The organism is Streptomyces sp. R-07 (assembly GCF_049913175.1).
GTDB lineage: Bacteria > Actinomycetota > Actinomycetes > Streptomycetales > Streptomycetaceae > Streptomyces.
Genome location: NZ_CP183978.1, coordinates 3348646 through 3364308, shown reverse-complemented (window position 1 = coordinate 3364308; position 15663 = coordinate 3348646). Strand labels below are relative to the sequence as shown.

The 15663-nt window shown below is 72.1% G+C and carries 10 protein-coding genes; 8 read left to right on the top strand and 2 right to left on the bottom strand.

Going from position 1 to position 15663, the window contains the following annotated elements:
• Window positions 1–150 precede the first annotated feature (150 nt).
• Window positions 151–3246, bottom strand: coding sequence for an AfsR/SARP family transcriptional regulator (locus tag ACN9M0_RS15160; protein WP_426403759.1), 3096 nt, complete (start codon window positions 3244–3246; stop codon window positions 151–153).
• 246 nt (window positions 3247–3492) lie between these two features.
• Here ACN9M0_RS15160 and ACN9M0_RS15155 point away from each other — a divergent pair, with 246 nt between their 5' ends.
• Together ACN9M0_RS15155 and ACN9M0_RS15150 are read left to right on the top strand one after the other, a co-directional pair.
• Window positions 3493–4710 (top strand): amidohydrolase family protein, encoded by a 1218-nt coding sequence (locus ACN9M0_RS15155; protein ID WP_366038415.1) that lies wholly within the window; start codon window positions 3493–3495, stop codon window positions 4708–4710.
• 236 nt (window positions 4711–4946) lie between these two features.
• Window positions 4947–6158, top strand: a complete 1212-nt coding sequence (locus ACN9M0_RS15150; RefSeq protein WP_426403758.1) for a hypothetical protein — start codon at window positions 4947–4949, stop codon at window positions 6156–6158.
• A 296-nt stretch (window positions 6159–6454) separates the two neighbouring features.
• On the opposite strand, the gene ACN9M0_RS15145 is transcribed toward ACN9M0_RS15150, so the two are convergent.
• The gene (locus ACN9M0_RS15145; protein WP_366038417.1) at window positions 6455–6982 is read right to left on the bottom strand and encodes an RICIN domain-containing protein; all 528 of its coding nucleotides are present in this window, start codon (window positions 6980–6982) and stop codon (window positions 6455–6457) included.
• A 255-nt stretch (window positions 6983–7237) separates the two neighbouring features.
• Between ACN9M0_RS15145 and ACN9M0_RS15140 the strand changes: the two genes are divergently transcribed.
• The 6 genes from ACN9M0_RS15140 (at window position 7238) to ACN9M0_RS15115 (ending at window position 15624) form a co-directional block, all read left to right on the top strand.
• Window positions 7238–8155, top strand: coding sequence for an LLM class F420-dependent oxidoreductase (locus ACN9M0_RS15140; protein WP_366038418.1), 918 nt, complete (start codon window positions 7238–7240; stop codon window positions 8153–8155).
• Window positions 8156–8166: 11 nt separating this feature from the next.
• Window positions 8167–8928: an SDR family NAD(P)-dependent oxidoreductase gene (locus ACN9M0_RS15135; RefSeq protein WP_366038419.1), complete on the top strand. Its 762-nt coding sequence runs from the start codon at window positions 8167–8169 to the stop codon at window positions 8926–8928.
• Between the two features lie 112 nt (window positions 8929–9040).
• Entirely contained in the window at window positions 9041–10165 is a 1125-nt protein-coding gene (locus tag ACN9M0_RS15130; RefSeq protein WP_366038420.1) for an LLM class flavin-dependent oxidoreductase, read from the top strand.
• A 439-nt stretch (window positions 10166–10604) separates the two neighbouring features.
• Window positions 10605–12332, top strand: coding sequence for an amidohydrolase family protein (locus ACN9M0_RS15125; RefSeq protein WP_399698536.1), 1728 nt, complete (start codon window positions 10605–10607; stop codon window positions 12330–12332).
• An 11-nt stretch (window positions 12333–12343) separates the two neighbouring features.
• Window positions 12344–13798 (top strand): aldehyde dehydrogenase family protein, encoded by a 1455-nt coding sequence (locus ACN9M0_RS15120; protein ID WP_366038422.1) that lies wholly within the window; start codon window positions 12344–12346, stop codon window positions 13796–13798.
• Between the two features lie 260 nt (window positions 13799–14058).
• Entirely contained in the window at window positions 14059–15624 is a 1566-nt protein-coding gene (locus ACN9M0_RS15115) for an APC family permease (RefSeq protein ID WP_426403757.1), read from the top strand.
• Window positions 15625–15663: the final 39 nt, after the last annotated feature.

Genomic DNA, 15663 nt, shown 5'->3' with positions numbered 1-15663 from the left:
GCCGGGCGAATCTCCGGGGCCGATCACCCTAGTACTCAGGGGCTGTGGCCCTCATCGGCGACCCGTCTGCCCCCCGACGCGGCGGATCGTCATGCAGAGAAGCATGCCGGGTGGCGATAAACGAACGATGAACGCACTGGCCGCAGGGGCCTAGGCGGCGGTCGCAGGGGTCAGGAGCGCACGGACCGCGTCGGCCTCCGGGGCCCCGAGTTCGTCGAAGATGCCGAGTGCCTCCTGCCAGCAGACCCGCGCACGGCCGCTCTGGCCGATGCCGAAGAGAGCCCGGCCCAGGACGGTGAGGACGTTGCCGCGTCGCCACTCTCCGCCGATGCCCCGGAGCACCGTGAGGGCCATCTCGGCGTTCGACGCCGCCTGGGCGTGCCGACGGGCGGCGATGTCCACCTCGGACAGCCGGAAGAGGGTCATGCCCTCCCACAGCCGCTGCCTGCTGTCGGCGAAGACGGCAAGCGCCTCGCCGAGTTGTTCGCTCGCCGCGGTGAGCCGGCTGTCCTGGGTGAGGGCGAGACCGAGGGCGTACCGCCCGTTCGCGCCCCGCAGCGCGTGTCCCATCGAGTCGTAGATCTCCGTGCCCTGCCGGGCGAGAGCTATCGCGCTCGACGTGCGGCCCGTGGCCAGATGGATGCGTGACAGGTTGCAGAGGGCACTGGCCTCCCCCGGCTCGTCCCCGATGCCGCGGAACCGTTCGATCGCCTCGGTGAGGTACTGCTCGCCCTCCGCGAACCGGTTCTGGTAGAGCGCGATGATGCCCCGGGCGTTGGCGGACCAGCAGGCCGGCACCGGATCGTCGGCCCGGTCCGCGTGGGGCAGGGCGAGTTCGGCATCACGGTCCGCCTCCTCGAAGCGGCCGGCCGTGTGGTGGACACCCGCGAGAACCATGAGCGCACGGCCTTCGGCCTTGGGATCCGCGTGGGTGCGGGCGGCATCGCGTACGACGACACCCGTCGCCTCGAACTCCTTGGAGTTCGCCCCGGACTCCCCGAGGTCCAACGACGCCCACAGCAGGTCCACGCCCCGCCGCAGGGTCCCGGGGGACGCCGCCGACTGGCGGACCGTCGCCAGGAGGCAGTTCGCCTCCGCGTAGAGCCAGTCCTGGGCCTCGTGGCGGTCCGTGAAGGTCAGGCCCTCGTACGCCGTGGGTTCCAGGTGGTCCACCAGGCGGTCGCCCGGGCGCTCGATCGCGTAGACCCGGGCCGCCGTGGAGAGGTAGAAGTCCAGGAGGCGGGACAGCGCCGCGTCCTTCTCCGACGGGGGCTGTTCGTCGCGGTCCGCGCACGCACGCGCGTAGAGGCGGACCAGGTCGTGGTAGCGGTAGCGGCCGGGCGCCGCCGATTCCACCAGGGACGTGTCGACGAGGGCCTCCAGGAGGTCCTCCGTGTCCCAGAGGGGGAGGTCCAGGACCGCCGCCGCTGCCGCGAGGGAGATGTCCGGGCCGTCCGCCAGGCCCAGGAGACGGAACGCCCTCGCCTGGGCCGGTTCCAGCTGACCGTAGCCGAGTTCGAAGGTGGCCTTGACCGCCAGGTCGCCCGCCTGGAGCTCGTCCAGGCGGCGGCGCTCGTCCGCCAGCTTCGCCGCCAGGACCGAGACCGTCCACGTACGCCGGGCCGCCAGCCGGGACGCCGCGATGCGGATCGCCAGCGGGAGGAAGCCGCAGGCCGCGACCACGTCCAGGGCCGCCTCGCGCTCCGACCGCACCCGCTCCTCGCCCACGATCCTCGTGAACAGCTGGAGCGCCTCCTCCGGGGACATCACGTCCAGGTCCACCAGGTGCGCGCCCGCCAGGTCGACCATCCGGATGCGGCTGGTGACGAGCGCCGCGCAGCCCGCCGTACCGGGCAGCAGGGGCCGGATCTGGGCCGCGTCACGGGCGTTGTCCAGCAACACCAGGACCCGGCGGCCGTCGAGCGTCGAGCGGTACAGCGCCGCCCGGTCGTCGAGCGAGTCCGGGATGGCCGAGTCAGGGGTTCCCAAGGCCCGCAGGAACGAGCCGAGGACCGTCTCCGGCGCGGCGGCGCGGGAGCCGGCGCCCTGGAGGTCCACGTACAGCTGGCCGTCCGGGAAGTGCGGCCGCGCCTCGTGCGCGACGTGCACGGCGAGCGTCGTCTTGCCGACGCCGCCGATGCCCGCGAGCGCCGAGACCGCCATGACGTGGCCTTCGGCGGTGGCGAGCCGGGCGCCCAGTTCCCGTACGAACGCGGCGCGGCCCGTGAAGTCCGGCACGGTCGCCGGGAGCTGGGCCGGGCGGGCCACGGGCGCCGCGGCCGGGGCCGGTTCCTCGACCGGGCGGGCGAGTTCGGCGTCGGCCTGGAGGATGCGCTGCTGGAGCCGGGAGAGTTCCGGGGTCGGGTCGACGCCCAGTTCGTCGGCGAGGAGCCGGCGGGTGTCCGCGTACACGGCGAGGGCTTCCGCCTGCCGTCCGCTGCGGTAGAGCGCGAGCATCAGGAGTTCGCGCAGGCGCTCCCGCAGGGGGTGCGCGGCGGTGAGCGCGGTCAGTTCGGAGACGGCCTCCGCGTGCGCGCCGACCTCCAGGTCGATGTCCAGGCGGGTCTCGAGGAGGGTGAGCCGCCATTCCTCCAGGCGGGTCCGCTGCGTCTCGGCGTACGGGCCGGGTACGGAGGCCAGCACCTCGCCGTCCCACAGGTCGAGCGCCTCGGCGAGCCGCGCCCGGGCGGCCGTCCGGTCCCCGGCCGCGCGGAGCTTCTCGGCCTCCGCGGCCAGCTCCTGGGCGGCGGTCACGTCGAGCGCGTCGGCAGGGGTCCGGAGGGCGTACCCGCCGGACTCGCTGACCAGCACCTTCGGGTCGAGGGCCTTGCGGAGCCGGGAGGCGTACGTACGGACCGCGGCGAGCGCCTGGGAGGGCGGTTCCTCGCCCCAGAGCGCGTCGATCAGCTCGTGCGCGGTGGCGGTGCGGCCGCCGCGCAGCAGCAGCGCGGCCAGCAGGGCCCGCTGCTGCGGGGAGCCGGTGGGCACGGGTTCGCCGTCGCGCCAGGCGCGGACGGGCCCGAGCACGCCGAAGCGGAGTACGCCGGGGGAGACCGCGGCGGGGGAGCTGGTGGAGCCGGTGGTGGGTCCCGTGACGGCGGCCGAGCCCGTGGCCGAGCCCGTGGCGGGGCCCGTGGCGGGGCCCGTGCCCGTGTCCGTGGCGGCGGTCGAACCCGTGCCCGTACCGGCGTCGGCGCCCGCTCTCGCGGCCGGGCCCCTGCGTGCGTCCTCAGGTCCCGCGCTCATGCCGGAAGCCGTGCCCGTGACCGCGTCCTCGCTTGCCGGGGCCGTCCGGTCCGGCCTCGGAGCCCGCTGAACCGGAACTCGCGGCCCGTTCTCACGGTCCATCGCTCCCCCTGCTCCTACCGCTGGTTTCGCCCAGGACAGTCTGCCTTGTCCGGAGGGAGTCCGTCAGCATCGGGGCGGCCGTAGTGCGGCCGTTCCGGCTCCCAACAGCTGACGGTTCGTCAGATCGGCGCTACCGTGAAAGCCATGGAGACCTTCCCGAAGATCATCTCGGTGGACGACCACACCGTGGAGCCCCCGCACGTCTGGCGGGACCGGCTCCCGTCCCGGTACCACGACACCGGACCCCGGATCGTCCGCGCCCCGCTCAAGGAAATGACCTTCCTCGGCGGCAAGTTCGCCCCGGTCATGGGCGCCAAGGGGGACGACGGGCCGATCGGCGACTGGTGGGTGTACGAGGACCTGCACCGGCCCCTCACCCGGCTCGACACCGCCGTCGGCTACGACCGGGACGAGATACGCCTCGAAGTCATCACCTACGAGCAGATGCGGCCCGGCTCCCACTCCGTCCCGGACCGGCTCGCCGACATGGACGTCAACCACGTCCAGTCCGCGCTCTGCTTCCCGACCTTCCCCCGCTTCTGCGGGCAGACCTTCACCGAGGCGAGCGACCGCGAACTCGGGCTGCTCTGCGTCCGCGCCTACAACGACTGGATGGTCGAGGAGTGGTGCGGGCCCGAGGCGCACGGCAGGCTGATCCCGCTGACCCTCATCCCGCTCTGGGACCCCGAGCTCGCCGCCGCCGAGGTGCGCCGCAACGCCGCGCGCGGGGTCCGGGCCGTCGCCTTCTCCGAGATCCCGCCGCACCTCGGGCTCCCCTCGGTCCACACCGACCACTGGGACCCCTTCTTCCGCGCCTGCGACGAGACCGGCACGGTCATCGCCATGCACATCGGCTCCTCCAGCCGAATGCCGTCCACCTCCGCCGACGCCCCGCCGGCCGTCGGCTCCACCATCACCTTCGCGAACTGCTGCTTCTCGATGGTCGACTGGCTGATGAGCGGCAAGTTCGAGCGCTTCCCGAACCTGAGGATCATGTACGCGGAGGGCCAGATCGGCTGGATCCCGTACATCCTGGAGCGCGCGGACGTCGTCTGGGAGGAGAACCGGGGCTGGGGCGGTGTCGCCGACAAGGTGCTGCGCCCGCCGTCCGAGCTGTTCGCCGGTCACGTCTTCGGCTGCTTCTTCGACGACGCCTTCGGCCTTCGCAACCTCGACGCGATCGGGGCCGCGAACGTCCTGTACGAGACCGACTACCCGCACTCGGACTCCACCTGGCCCAAGTCGAAGGAGGTCGGCGAGGCCCAGATGGGCCACCTGGCCCCCGACGTCGTCGAGCGGATCGTCCGCGGCAACGCGATCGACCTTCTCGGGCTGACCCCGGAGGGTCTCTGGCGGCCCTAGTGCCGCTCACGGGGGCGGGCGGCCGGGTCCCCCAGGAGGCCCGGCCGTATCCGTGCGGCCTTCGCCGTGTACGGCCTCAGGCTTCTTGTCACCCTGTTGGCGGAATACGGGCACCCCCTGATGGCGGAGGGTGAGGGAGTGCGCGCAAATGGTAGTCAAGTGTGCGTTTCTTGCACATCACGAGACAGCCATGGTGGACGTCCCCCCGGGGGATGTTCACGAACGGAGCCTGTGACATGACCACCGACCTCCCGCACATACACCCGGCGGACGACGACATAGAACCGACCACAGAGCCCGCCCCGGGTCCGTCCCGCCAGTCGGTTGTCTCACCGCCCCCGTCCCCGCCCCTCTCCTCGTCCTCGCCCCCATCCCTCTCCCCCTCCGCGCCCTCGTTCCCCTCCCCGCCCCCGTCGCTCGGCGTGCCTCCCGTCCCCGGCCGGCCGGCCGTGTCCCCCGCCGTACCGGCCGACGCGGAGCCGCGGACCGCTCCGGAATCCCCGGCCGCTGACGAGTCCGGCAACGGGTCCGGTAGCGAGTCCGGTGACGAGATCGGTGACGGGTCCGGTGACGAGGCGGTCCACACGCTTCTGCGGACGGCCGCGACCGAGCGCCCCGTGGAGGAGGTCGCCGCCCTGGTGGCCCGCCTCCAGGAGACCGGCGAACTCTCCAGCCCCGCGGATGTCGCACTCCGCGCGGCCGCCGTCACCCGCCCCCTCGGCGAAGTCCGCGAACTGCTCGCCCTGCTGAACGCGTCGGGTTACGACCTCCACCAGGCCGAGACCACGCTGCGCGCCGCGGCGGTGGGCCGGTCCGTCGAGGACGTCGTCCAGCTCGTCGGCATCCTGGGCGCCGACAGCAGCGACTGGCGGCCGACCGCGGGCGGCGGCGAGGCACGGAAGGCCGGATCCGGCCGGGAGGGCCGCGCGCGGGTCAGCGGGGACGCCGCCCCGGCCGCCACCACCCGGAAGCGTGCCCGGGGCGCCGCCACGCGGCAGAGGTCGGCCCTGGACGGCGCACTGGCCTCGGGCCCCGGCAGTCACAGCGCCTCTCCCGCCCTGGGGTCGGTGCTGCGCTGGCCCGCGGCGCTCGCGCTGTTCGTCTGCGGCCTCATCCATATGCCGACGGACCTCGCGGGCCTGCGCTCGGGTGGCGACGCGCAGACGCTGTCCGTGGTCGTCACCGTGCTCTGTCTGGCGTGTGCCGTCTGGCTCGCGGCCAGGGACACCCTGATCGTCTGGGCCGCCTCCGCGGGTCTCGCCGTGGTGGTCATCGCGCTCCACGGAGTCGCGAGCGCCCGCGGCGGCGACCTGCTGGGCAGCAGTCTCGGCACCACCTACGCCTGGGCGAAGGCCCTGGCGCTGCTGGGGGCCGTGGGCATCGTCGTCCTGGCCGGCTCGGCCCTGGTGCGCCATGCCAGGGCGGCGGCCTCGGCGGACAGCGCCTGACGTACCGGCGTACGCGCGCCGTTCCCGAACCGCGTACGCACGCCGTTCCCGCCCCGCTCGGGCAGCCCCGCGCTGCCCGAGCGGTCGTGTGCGGGGCGCGCCTCGCCGAGGGAGCGAGCCTCCTCGTCCGGGCCGGCCGCGGCTCTCCGCCGCGACCGGCCCGCACGTGTCCACCCCCGGTGGATTCGGATCCGCCCCCGTGGACGCGGGTTCAACCCGGCGGATTCAGGACCTGTCCGGTGCAGGTGCAGGTGCAGGTGCAGGTGCCGGTCCGCCGGACGCGACCCGGTCCGTCATCACACGATCCACAGCTGGTTGGTGCCTCCGGTGCAGTCCCACTGCTGGGCCCGGGCGCCGTTGACCGTGCTCCAGCCGGCGATCTCCAGGCACTTTCCGCTGTGCTTGTTGATCAGGTAGAAGACGTTGTCGTCGTTGTAGTAGTGCTGGTTCCACTGCTGGTTGGCGCCCCCGGTGCACTCCCACTGCCGGACGGTCGCGCCGTTCGCCGTGCCCCAGTCGGCGACTTCGAGGCACTTGCCGCTGTTGACGTTCTGCAGGGTCCCCCAGTACTGGCCGTTGACCCATTGGCCGGTCCCACCCCAGAGCTGGTTCGCGCCTCCGTGGTAGTCCCACTGGTTCACGAGGGCGCCGTTGGCGGTGGACCAGCCGCCGACCTCCAGGACCCGCTGGCTGTGGGCGTTCTTCCAGACGATTCCGCCGTCCGCCGCTACGGCGGACGGCGCCTGGACGCCGGCCAGCAGCCCGAGGGCCGCGACGGCCGTCCCGAGCGCGCGCAGTGCGGTGGTCGTCTTGGGTGCGTACATGCTTCCCCCGTGTGTTCTCCGTGATCGGAGCCGCTTACCGGTGCGGTCCCGATGTCCGGCGCCGAGCGTAGGGTCCCGGACCCGCTCCGCTTCCCGAAAAGGGGCGGACCTCCGTCCCGCGATGCCCGTGACCCGTCCCGGGATCTCCGGGACGCTTCTGAATCCGTCTCGCGCGAGCCTTGCCTGATGGGCCGTCAGGTACGAGCATGGGCCCCGCCTTATATATGACGGTCCGTCAGATCGAGGGGGTTTCCCATGGTGGTCTACGGGATGCAGTTGCCCGTCCAGTCGCAGAGCACCCTCTACGCCGAGGCCTGGGAGGCGACCGCGGGCCCGGCGGACCTGCTCGCCGTGGCCAGGGCCGCCGAGGCCCACGGCTTCGACTACCTCGCGAGCTGCGACCACGTCGCCATCCCGCGCCGGCTCGCCGGGCCGATGAGCACCGTCTGGTACGACCCGGTCGCCACGCTCTCCTTCCTCGCCGCCGCCACCGAGCGGGTCCGGCTCCTCTCGCACGTCGCCGTCGTCGGCCTGCGCCATCCGCTCGTCACGGCCAAGGCGTACGCGACGCTCGACCACCTCTCCGGCGGCCGGCTGGTCCTCGGGGTCGGCGCCGGGCACGTCCAGGAGGAGTTCGAGGCGCTCGGCGTGGACTTCGCGCGCCGGGGCGCCGTGCTCGACGAGACCGTCGACGCGCTGCGGGCGGCCCTCGGGCCAGAGGAGTACCCGGAGCACGCGGGGGAGCGGTTCGCCTTCAAGGACCTCGGGCAGCTGCCCCGGCCCGCGCAGGAGCGGGTCCCGCTCTGGGTGGGCGGCTCCTCGCCCGCCGCCGTGCGCCGGGCCGCGCTCAAGGGCGACGGCTGGCTGCCGCAGGGCGACCCGCGCGACAAGCTCGCCGCGCAGATCCGGAAGCTGCTGCGGCTCCGCGCGGAGGCCGGGATCACCGAGCCGGTCACCGTCGGCGCGATCACCGAGGCCCTGTACGTCGGCGCGCCCGGCTGGGAGGTCGGGCGCCGCACCCTGAGCGGCCGGCCGGAGGAGCTCGCCGCCTCCCTGCGCGCGTACGGGGAGATGGGCGTGCACCAGATCCAGGTCCGGTTCCGGTCCCGGAGCCGTACCGAACTCATCGACCAGATGGCGGCCTTCGGCACGGAGGTCGCCCCCCACCTCTAGGGAGTACGGACATGGGAAAGCTCGACGGGCGGGTCGTCCTCGTCACCGGAGCGGCGCGCGGGCAGGGCGAGCAGGAGGCGCGACTGTTCGCCGCCGAGGGGGCGAAGGTGGTCCTCGGGGACGTCCTGGACGACGCCGGTGAGGCGCTGGCCAAGGAGCTGGGCGAGGACCGGGCCGCGTACGTGCACCTGGACGTGACGAGCGAGGGCGACTGGACGGCGGCCGTGGCGGCGGCCAAGGAGCGGTTCGGGAAGATCGACGGGCTCGTCAACAACGCGGGCATCCTCCGCTTCAACGAGCTGGTCTCGACGCCGCTGGAGGAGTTCCAGGCGATCGTGTCCGTGAACCAGACCGGCTGCTTCCTGGGCATCCGTACGGTCGCGCCCGAGATCGCGGCGGCCGGCGGCGGGACGATCGTCAACACCGCCTCGTACACGGGGCTCACCGGCATGGCCGGGGTCGGCGCCTACGCGGCGAGCAAGCACGCCGTCCTCGGGCTCACCCGGGTCGCCGCCCTGGAGCTGGCCGCGAAGGGCATCCGGGTGAACGCCGTCTGCCCGGGCGCGATCGACACCGCGATGAGCAACCCCGAGGGCGTGGACCCGGCGGCCACGGGCGAGCTCTACCGCAAGCTCGTGCCGCTCGGGCGGATCGGGCGGCCGGAGGAGGTCGCGGCCCTCGCGCTCTTCCTGACCGGGGAGGAGTCGGCGTACATCACGGGCCAGCCGTTCGTGATCGACGGCGGCTGGCTGGCGGGCGTCAGCCTGTTCTGACGACTCGTCAGGTATTGACGGGCTCACCCGGCGGTGCGAAAGTCGGGGCACATCAAAGAATCTGACGGTACGTCAGAAACATGCAGCAGCACTCAAGGGGCGGTGAACTTCCTTGGAATTCGGGATCTTCGTACAGGGATACGTCGGCAAGCGCGCCGAGACCGATCCCGAAGCCGAGCACAAGGCCCTCATGGAGGAGACCGAGTACGTCATCCAGGCGGACAAGTCCGGCTTCAAGTACGCCTGGGCCTCCGAGCACCACTTCCTGGAGGAGTACTCGCACCTCTCCGCCAACGACGTCTACCTCGGCTACCTCGCCCACGCCACCGACCGGATCCACCTCGGCTCCGGCATCTTCAACCCCCTCGCCCCCGTCAACCACCCGGTGAAGGTCGCCGAGAAGGTCGCCATGCTCGACCACCTCTCCGGCGGGCGCTTCGAGTTCGGCTCCGGGCGCGGGGCGGGCTCCCACGAGATCCTCGGGTTCATGCCGGGCATCACCGACATGAACCACACGAAGGAGATCTGGGAGGAGACCATCGCCGAGTTCCCCAAGATGTGGCTCCAGGACGAGTACGTCGGCTTCCAGGGCAAGCACTGGTCGCTGCCGCCCCGCAAGATCCTCCCCAAGCCGTACGGGAAGTCGCACCCCGCCATGTGGTACGCGGCCGGCTCCCCCTCCTCGTACGCCATGGCCGGGAAGATGGGCCTCGGCGTCCTCGGCTTCAGCGTCCAGAAGGTCTCCGACATGGAGTGGGTCGTCGAGTCCTACAAGAACGCGATCAAGGAGGCCAAGGCGGTCGGCGACTTCGTCAACGACAACGTCATGGTCACCTCGACCGCGATCTGCGCCGAGACGCACGAGAAGGCCGTCGAGATCGCCGTCGGCGGTGGCCTCAACTACCTCCAGTCCCTCCTCTTCCGCTACCACGACACCTTCCCGCGGCCCGAGGGCATCCCCGAGTGGCCCGAGCTCCTCCCCGAGTACTCGGCGGAGATCATCGAACTCCTCATCGCGGAGGAACTGATGATCTGCGGCGATCCTTCGGAGGTCCTCGCCCAGTGCAAGCGGTGGGAGCAGGCGGGTGCGGACCAGCTCTCCTTCGGGCTCCCGATCGGGATCTCGTACGAGGACACGATGAACTCGATCAAGCTGATCGGGGAGCACGTGATCCCGAAGATCGACACGGACCCGATCCACCGCACGACCCGCATGCGCCAGTCGTCGGGCTCCTGAGGCCCAGGCGCCTCGCGGGCCCGGGCGTGCCTCACGGTGGACCACCCGGGCCGGCGCCCGGGTCCCGCCGGGCCCGCCGTGCGGGGCGCGCCCGGCGGGCCGGTCGCCACGGCCCGCGGGCCGCGCCCGCTCCGGGCCCGCGCCCACCGCCCGTATGGGCCGCGCCCGTCAGGCCGGCGCCACCCGCCGTGTGGGCAGTCGTCCCTCCCCCCGGACTTCGTCCGGGGGGACCCCCATCGCCCTTGCGGAACGTATGCCCACAACGGGGGGCGGGCCCGTTACGAGAGCGCGGGGTGGTGTCTTCCCGGATCGCCGCCCCGTACCGGCCCCGGCCGGAGGCCGTTCCGCGGCGGCCCCGGTCCGGGGCGCCCCCACGTCCGCAAGCAGACCGCAGAGGGCGCCCCGCGTCCGCAAGCAGACCGCGCAGAGAGGGACCGTCATGCTCGACCACCTGATCACGGGCGCCACCGTCGTGGACGGCACCGGCGCCCCCGCCCGCGTCGCCGACGTCGGCATACGCGACGGGCGGATCGTCTTCCCGGAGCGGGGGGCCACCGCCCGTACCACCGAGGACGCCACGGGCCTCGTCCTCGCGCCCGGTTTCGTCGACCCGCACACCCACTACGACGCCCAGCTCTTCTGGGACCCGTACGCCACCCCGTCCATGAACCACGGCGTCACCACCGTCGCCGGCGGCAACTGCGGCTTCACCCTCGCGCCCCTCCACCCGGAGCGGCCCGAGGACGCCGACTACACGCGCCGCATGATGTCCAAGGTCGAGGGGATGGCGCTCAAGGCCCTGGAGGAGGGCGTCGACTGGGGCTGGTCCTCCTTCGCCGAGTACCTGGACGCCCTCGACGGCCGGATCGCCGTCAACGCCGGCTTCATGGTCGGCCACTGCGCACTGCGCCGGTACGTGATGGGCCCGGACGCGGTCGGCGGGCAGCCGACGCCCGAGCAGCTGGACCAGATGGTGGAGCTCCTGCGCGAGGCGATGCGCGCCGGCGCCTGGGGGCTCTCCACCACCCAGTCCTCCACCCACTCCGACGGCGACGGCGCCCCCGTCGCCTCCCGGCACGCCACGCCCGCCGAGCTGATCGCCCTGTCCCGCGCCGTCGGCGAGCACGAGGGGACCCAGCTGGAGGCGATCCTCGCCGGGTGTCTCGACCAGTTCTCCGACGACGAGATCGAGCTGTTCGTCGAGATGACCGCCGCCGCCGGGCGGCCCCTCAACTGGAACGTCCTCACCATCGACGCGGCCGTCCCCGAGCGCGTCCCGCGCCAGCTGACGGCCTCCGAGCGGGCCCGCAAGTCCGGCGGCCGGATCGTCGCGCTCACGATGCCGATCCTGACCCCCATGAACATGTCGCTCGGGACCTTCTGCGCCCTCAACCTCATCCCGGGGTGGGGCGAGATCCTCGGACTGCCCCTCCCCGAGCGGATCGCGAAGCTCCGCGACCCGGACGTACGCGCCGAGATGCTGCGGCGCGCCGACTCCAAGGAGGCGGGGGTCTTCCGGCGGCTCGCGCACTTCGGGCGGTACGTCATAGGGGACACGTACAGCAGGGAGAACGAGGGCCTCACCGGCCGGGTCGTGAACGACATCGCGGCCGAGCGCGGGCAGGACCCCTTCCAGTGCCTCGTCGAGATCTGCGCCAACGACGACCTGAGGACCGTCCTGTGGCCGATGCCCAGCGACAACGACCCGGCCTCCTGGGCGCTGCGCCGGGAGACCTGGGACCACGAGGACGTGATGCTCGGCGGCTCGGACGCGGGCGCCCATCTGGACCGGATGTGCGGAGCCCCGTACACGACCCGTTTCCTCGGCGACTGCCTGCGCGGCCGGAAGCTGGTCCCGCTGGAGCGGGCGGTGAGGATGCTGAGCGACGACCCGGCCCGCCTCTTCGGGCTGCGGGAGCGCGGCCGGATCGCGGAGGGCTTCCACGCCGACCTGGTCCTCTTCGACCCGGAGCGGATCGACGCGGGCCCGGCGACCCTCGTGCACGACCTGCCGGGGGACAGCCCGCGCCTCGACTCGCGCGCGGTGGGGATCGTGTCGGTGCGGGTCAACGGCGTGGAGACGGTACGGGACGACCAGGTGACCGGAGCGATCCCCGGGAAGGTGCTGCGCTCGGGCCGCGACACGAGGACGGTGAGCACGCGGTGACGACTCAAAGCATGAGGACCGAGAAGCTCTTCATCGGCGGGCAGTGGGTCGAGCCCGACGGCGGGCATTACGAGGTGATCGACCCGGCCTCCGAGGAGGTCGTCGGGCTCGCCCCCGAGGCCTCCCGGGCCCAGGTGTATGAGGCGGCCGCCGCCGCCCGCGAGGCCTTCGCGACCTGGTCCCGTACGAAGCCGGAGGAGCGGGCGGCGATCCTCGACCGGGCCGCGGACCTCATGGCCCGGGACGCCGACGCGAACACGCTCCTCGCCCGGGCCGAGACCGGCGCCACGACCGGCACCGCGCGCGGGATGCAGGTCGCGGTCGGCGCCTCCCGCTTCCGCCGGTACGCGCGCGGGGCCATGGAGCCGGTCGAGCAGGCGCTGCCCCCGCAGATCAACGAGGCCGGGCCGATGGGGAAGGCCGGGGTGTTCGGCGCGGTGGCGGTGCGGCGCCCGGTCGGTGTCGTCACCTGCATCACCTCGTACAACAACCCCTGGGCCAACCCGGCCGGCAAGATCGCCCCGGCGCTCGCCATGGGCAACACGGTGGTGGTGAAGCCGGCCCCGCAGGACCCGCTGTCCGTGTACGCGATGACCCGGGCCCTGGCGGAGGCCGGGGTCCCGGCGGGCGTCGTGAACGTCGTCACCGGCTCCGCGCAGGCGGTCGGCGAGGCGGCCGTCGACTCCCCGGACGTCGACATGGTCTCCTTCACCGGCTCCACGGCGGTGGGGCAGGCGATCGGCGAGGTATGCGGCCGCTCGCTCAAGCGGCAGCTGATGGAGCTGGGCGGGAAGGGGGCCGCGCTCGTCTTCGACGACGCCGACCTGGACTCGGCGGTGATGGGGATCGGGACGACCTTCGCCTTCTACAGCGGGCAGATCTGCACGGCCCCGACCCGGGTGCTCGCCCAGCGCGGGATCTACGAGCGGCTGATCGAGAAGCTGACCGGCTATCTGGCCTTCATGAAGGTGGGGGATCCGGCGGAGAAGGGCACGGTGGTCGGCCCGGTGATCTCGGCGGCCCACCGCGACCGGGTGGAGTCGTACGTCGAGCTCGGCCGGAAGGAAGGGGCCCGGGTCGTCGTGGGCGGCGAGCGCCCGGACTTCGCGAAGGGCTTCTACGTGGCCCCGACGCTGCTCGCCGACTGCACCAACGAGATGCGGGTGGTGCGGGAGGAGATCTTCGGCCCGGTCGTCGTGGTCGTCCCCTTCGACGACGAGGAGGAGGGGATCGCGCTCGCCAACGACAGCGACTACGGCCTGATCGACTACGTGTGGTCGGGTGACGTGGCCCGCGCGTTCCGTGTCGCGGCGCGGCTGCGGGCCGGCGGGGTGGGCGTGAACACGATCGGCCGGAACATGGAGGCGCCGTTCGGCGGCTTCAAGAAGAGCGGCGTGGGACGGGACGTGGGCTCGTACGCGCTGCACGCCTACAGCGAGCTGCAGGCGGTCGTCTGGCCGGGGTGAGACCGCTGGACGGCCGGGGTGAGAACCGTCTCGAAAGTTTCACGGGAAATTTTTGAAACGGACATTTGAGGCATGGCTGCGGTTCCCGCATATCGGACACTCGTCACCGGACCTGTCGGTTGCTCGGCTCGTCCGGTTGGTCGATCTTTCAATCATTGGCGAGTGTCCGATTCGACCCCCGCAATGCAAGGCGATGGTCGATCAAGTGAGCGGAGTCCGATCCTCCGGATATGGAAACCGCAGCATTTAACGTCGAGTTCATGACTCAGGTGGACATACGGCCCCAGGCCGGAGACACGGTAAGGGGCGTCGATGCCCCGGGCGGCACCTCCGGTGTGCGGACCAAGGGCCTCGGCGGCAACTCCGTGGGCCTCCTCGGCAGTGCCGTCATCGGCATCTCCACCGTCGCCCCCGTCTACTGCCTGACCTCGACGCTCGGCTCCACCGCCGGCGAGGTCGGACTGCAGATGCCCGCCGTCTTCCTCGCGGGCTTCCTCCCGATGCTCCTCGTCGCCTTCGCGTACCGGGAGCTCAACAAGGTCATGCCCGACTGCGGCACCTCCTTCACCTGGACGGTGAAGGCCTTCGGTCCCAGGATCGGCTGGATGTGCGGCTGGGGCCTCGTCATCGCGACGATCATCGTGCTCTCCAACCTGGCGGGCGTCGCGACCTCCTACTTCTGGCTCCTCGCGGGTGAGATCAGCGGCAGCGGGTCCATCGCCGCCCTGGACGACAACAAGGCCGTCCACATCGTCACCTGCCTCGCGCTCATCGCCACCGCCACCGCGATCAGCTACCGCGGCATGACCGCCACCAAGGGCCTCCAGTACACCCTCGTCGGCCTCCAGCTCGTCGTCCTCGGCGTCTTCGTGGCGATGGCGCTGTCGAAGGCCGGCTCCTTCGAGACCTCGGTCGACTTCTCCTGGTCCTGGATGAACCCCTTCGCGGTGCAGTACTTCGCCGCCTTCACGGCCGGACTCTCGCTCTCGATCTTCATGTACTGGGGCTGGGACGCCTGCATGGCGACCAACGAGGAGACCACCGGCAGCGCCAAGACGCCGGGCCGCGCCGCCCTCATCGCGATGGTCGTCCTCGTCGGCTCGTACCTGGCCACCGGCGTCGCCGCCCAGATGGTCGTCGGCTCCGGCGAGAAGGGCCTCGGTCTCGCCAACCCGGAGACCTCCGACAACGTCTTCGCCGCCCTCGCGGGCCCCGTCATGGGCCCCACGCTCGGCATCCTGCTCTTCGTCGCGGTCCTCGCCTCGGCGGCCGCGAGCCTCCAGACGACGTTCATCCCGGTCGCCCGCACGGTGCTCGCGATGTCCACGTACGAGGCGCTCCCGAAGTCCTTCACCAAGGTCCACCCGGTCTTCAAGACCCCCGGCAAGGCCACCGTCGTGGCCGGCGTCGCCACCGGCGTCTTCTACACCGTGATGACCCTGGTCAGCGAGCACGTCCTGGTCGACACCATCTACGCCCTCGGCCTGATGATCTGCTTCTACTACGCCCTGACGGCCTTCGCCTGCGTCTGGTACTTCCGCGGCGAGCTCTTCCGCTCGGTCCGCGGCTTCGCCTTCAAGGGCCTCCTGCCGGCCCTCGGCGGCCTGATGCTGACCGCCGTCTTCGGCAAGACGCTCTACGACATGTGGGACCCGGCCTACGGCTCCGGCTCCGCGGTCCTCGGCGTCGGCTCGGTCTTCGTGATCGGCGTGGGGCTGCTGCTGCTCGGTGTGGTGATCATGCTGGTCATGCAGCGGAAGAGCCCGGCGTTCTTCCGGGGCGAGGTCCTGACGAAGGAGACCCCGTCGATGGTGATCGCGGACTGACGCTCTCCGGGGCGTCCAGGAAACGCGAAGGTGGCGGGC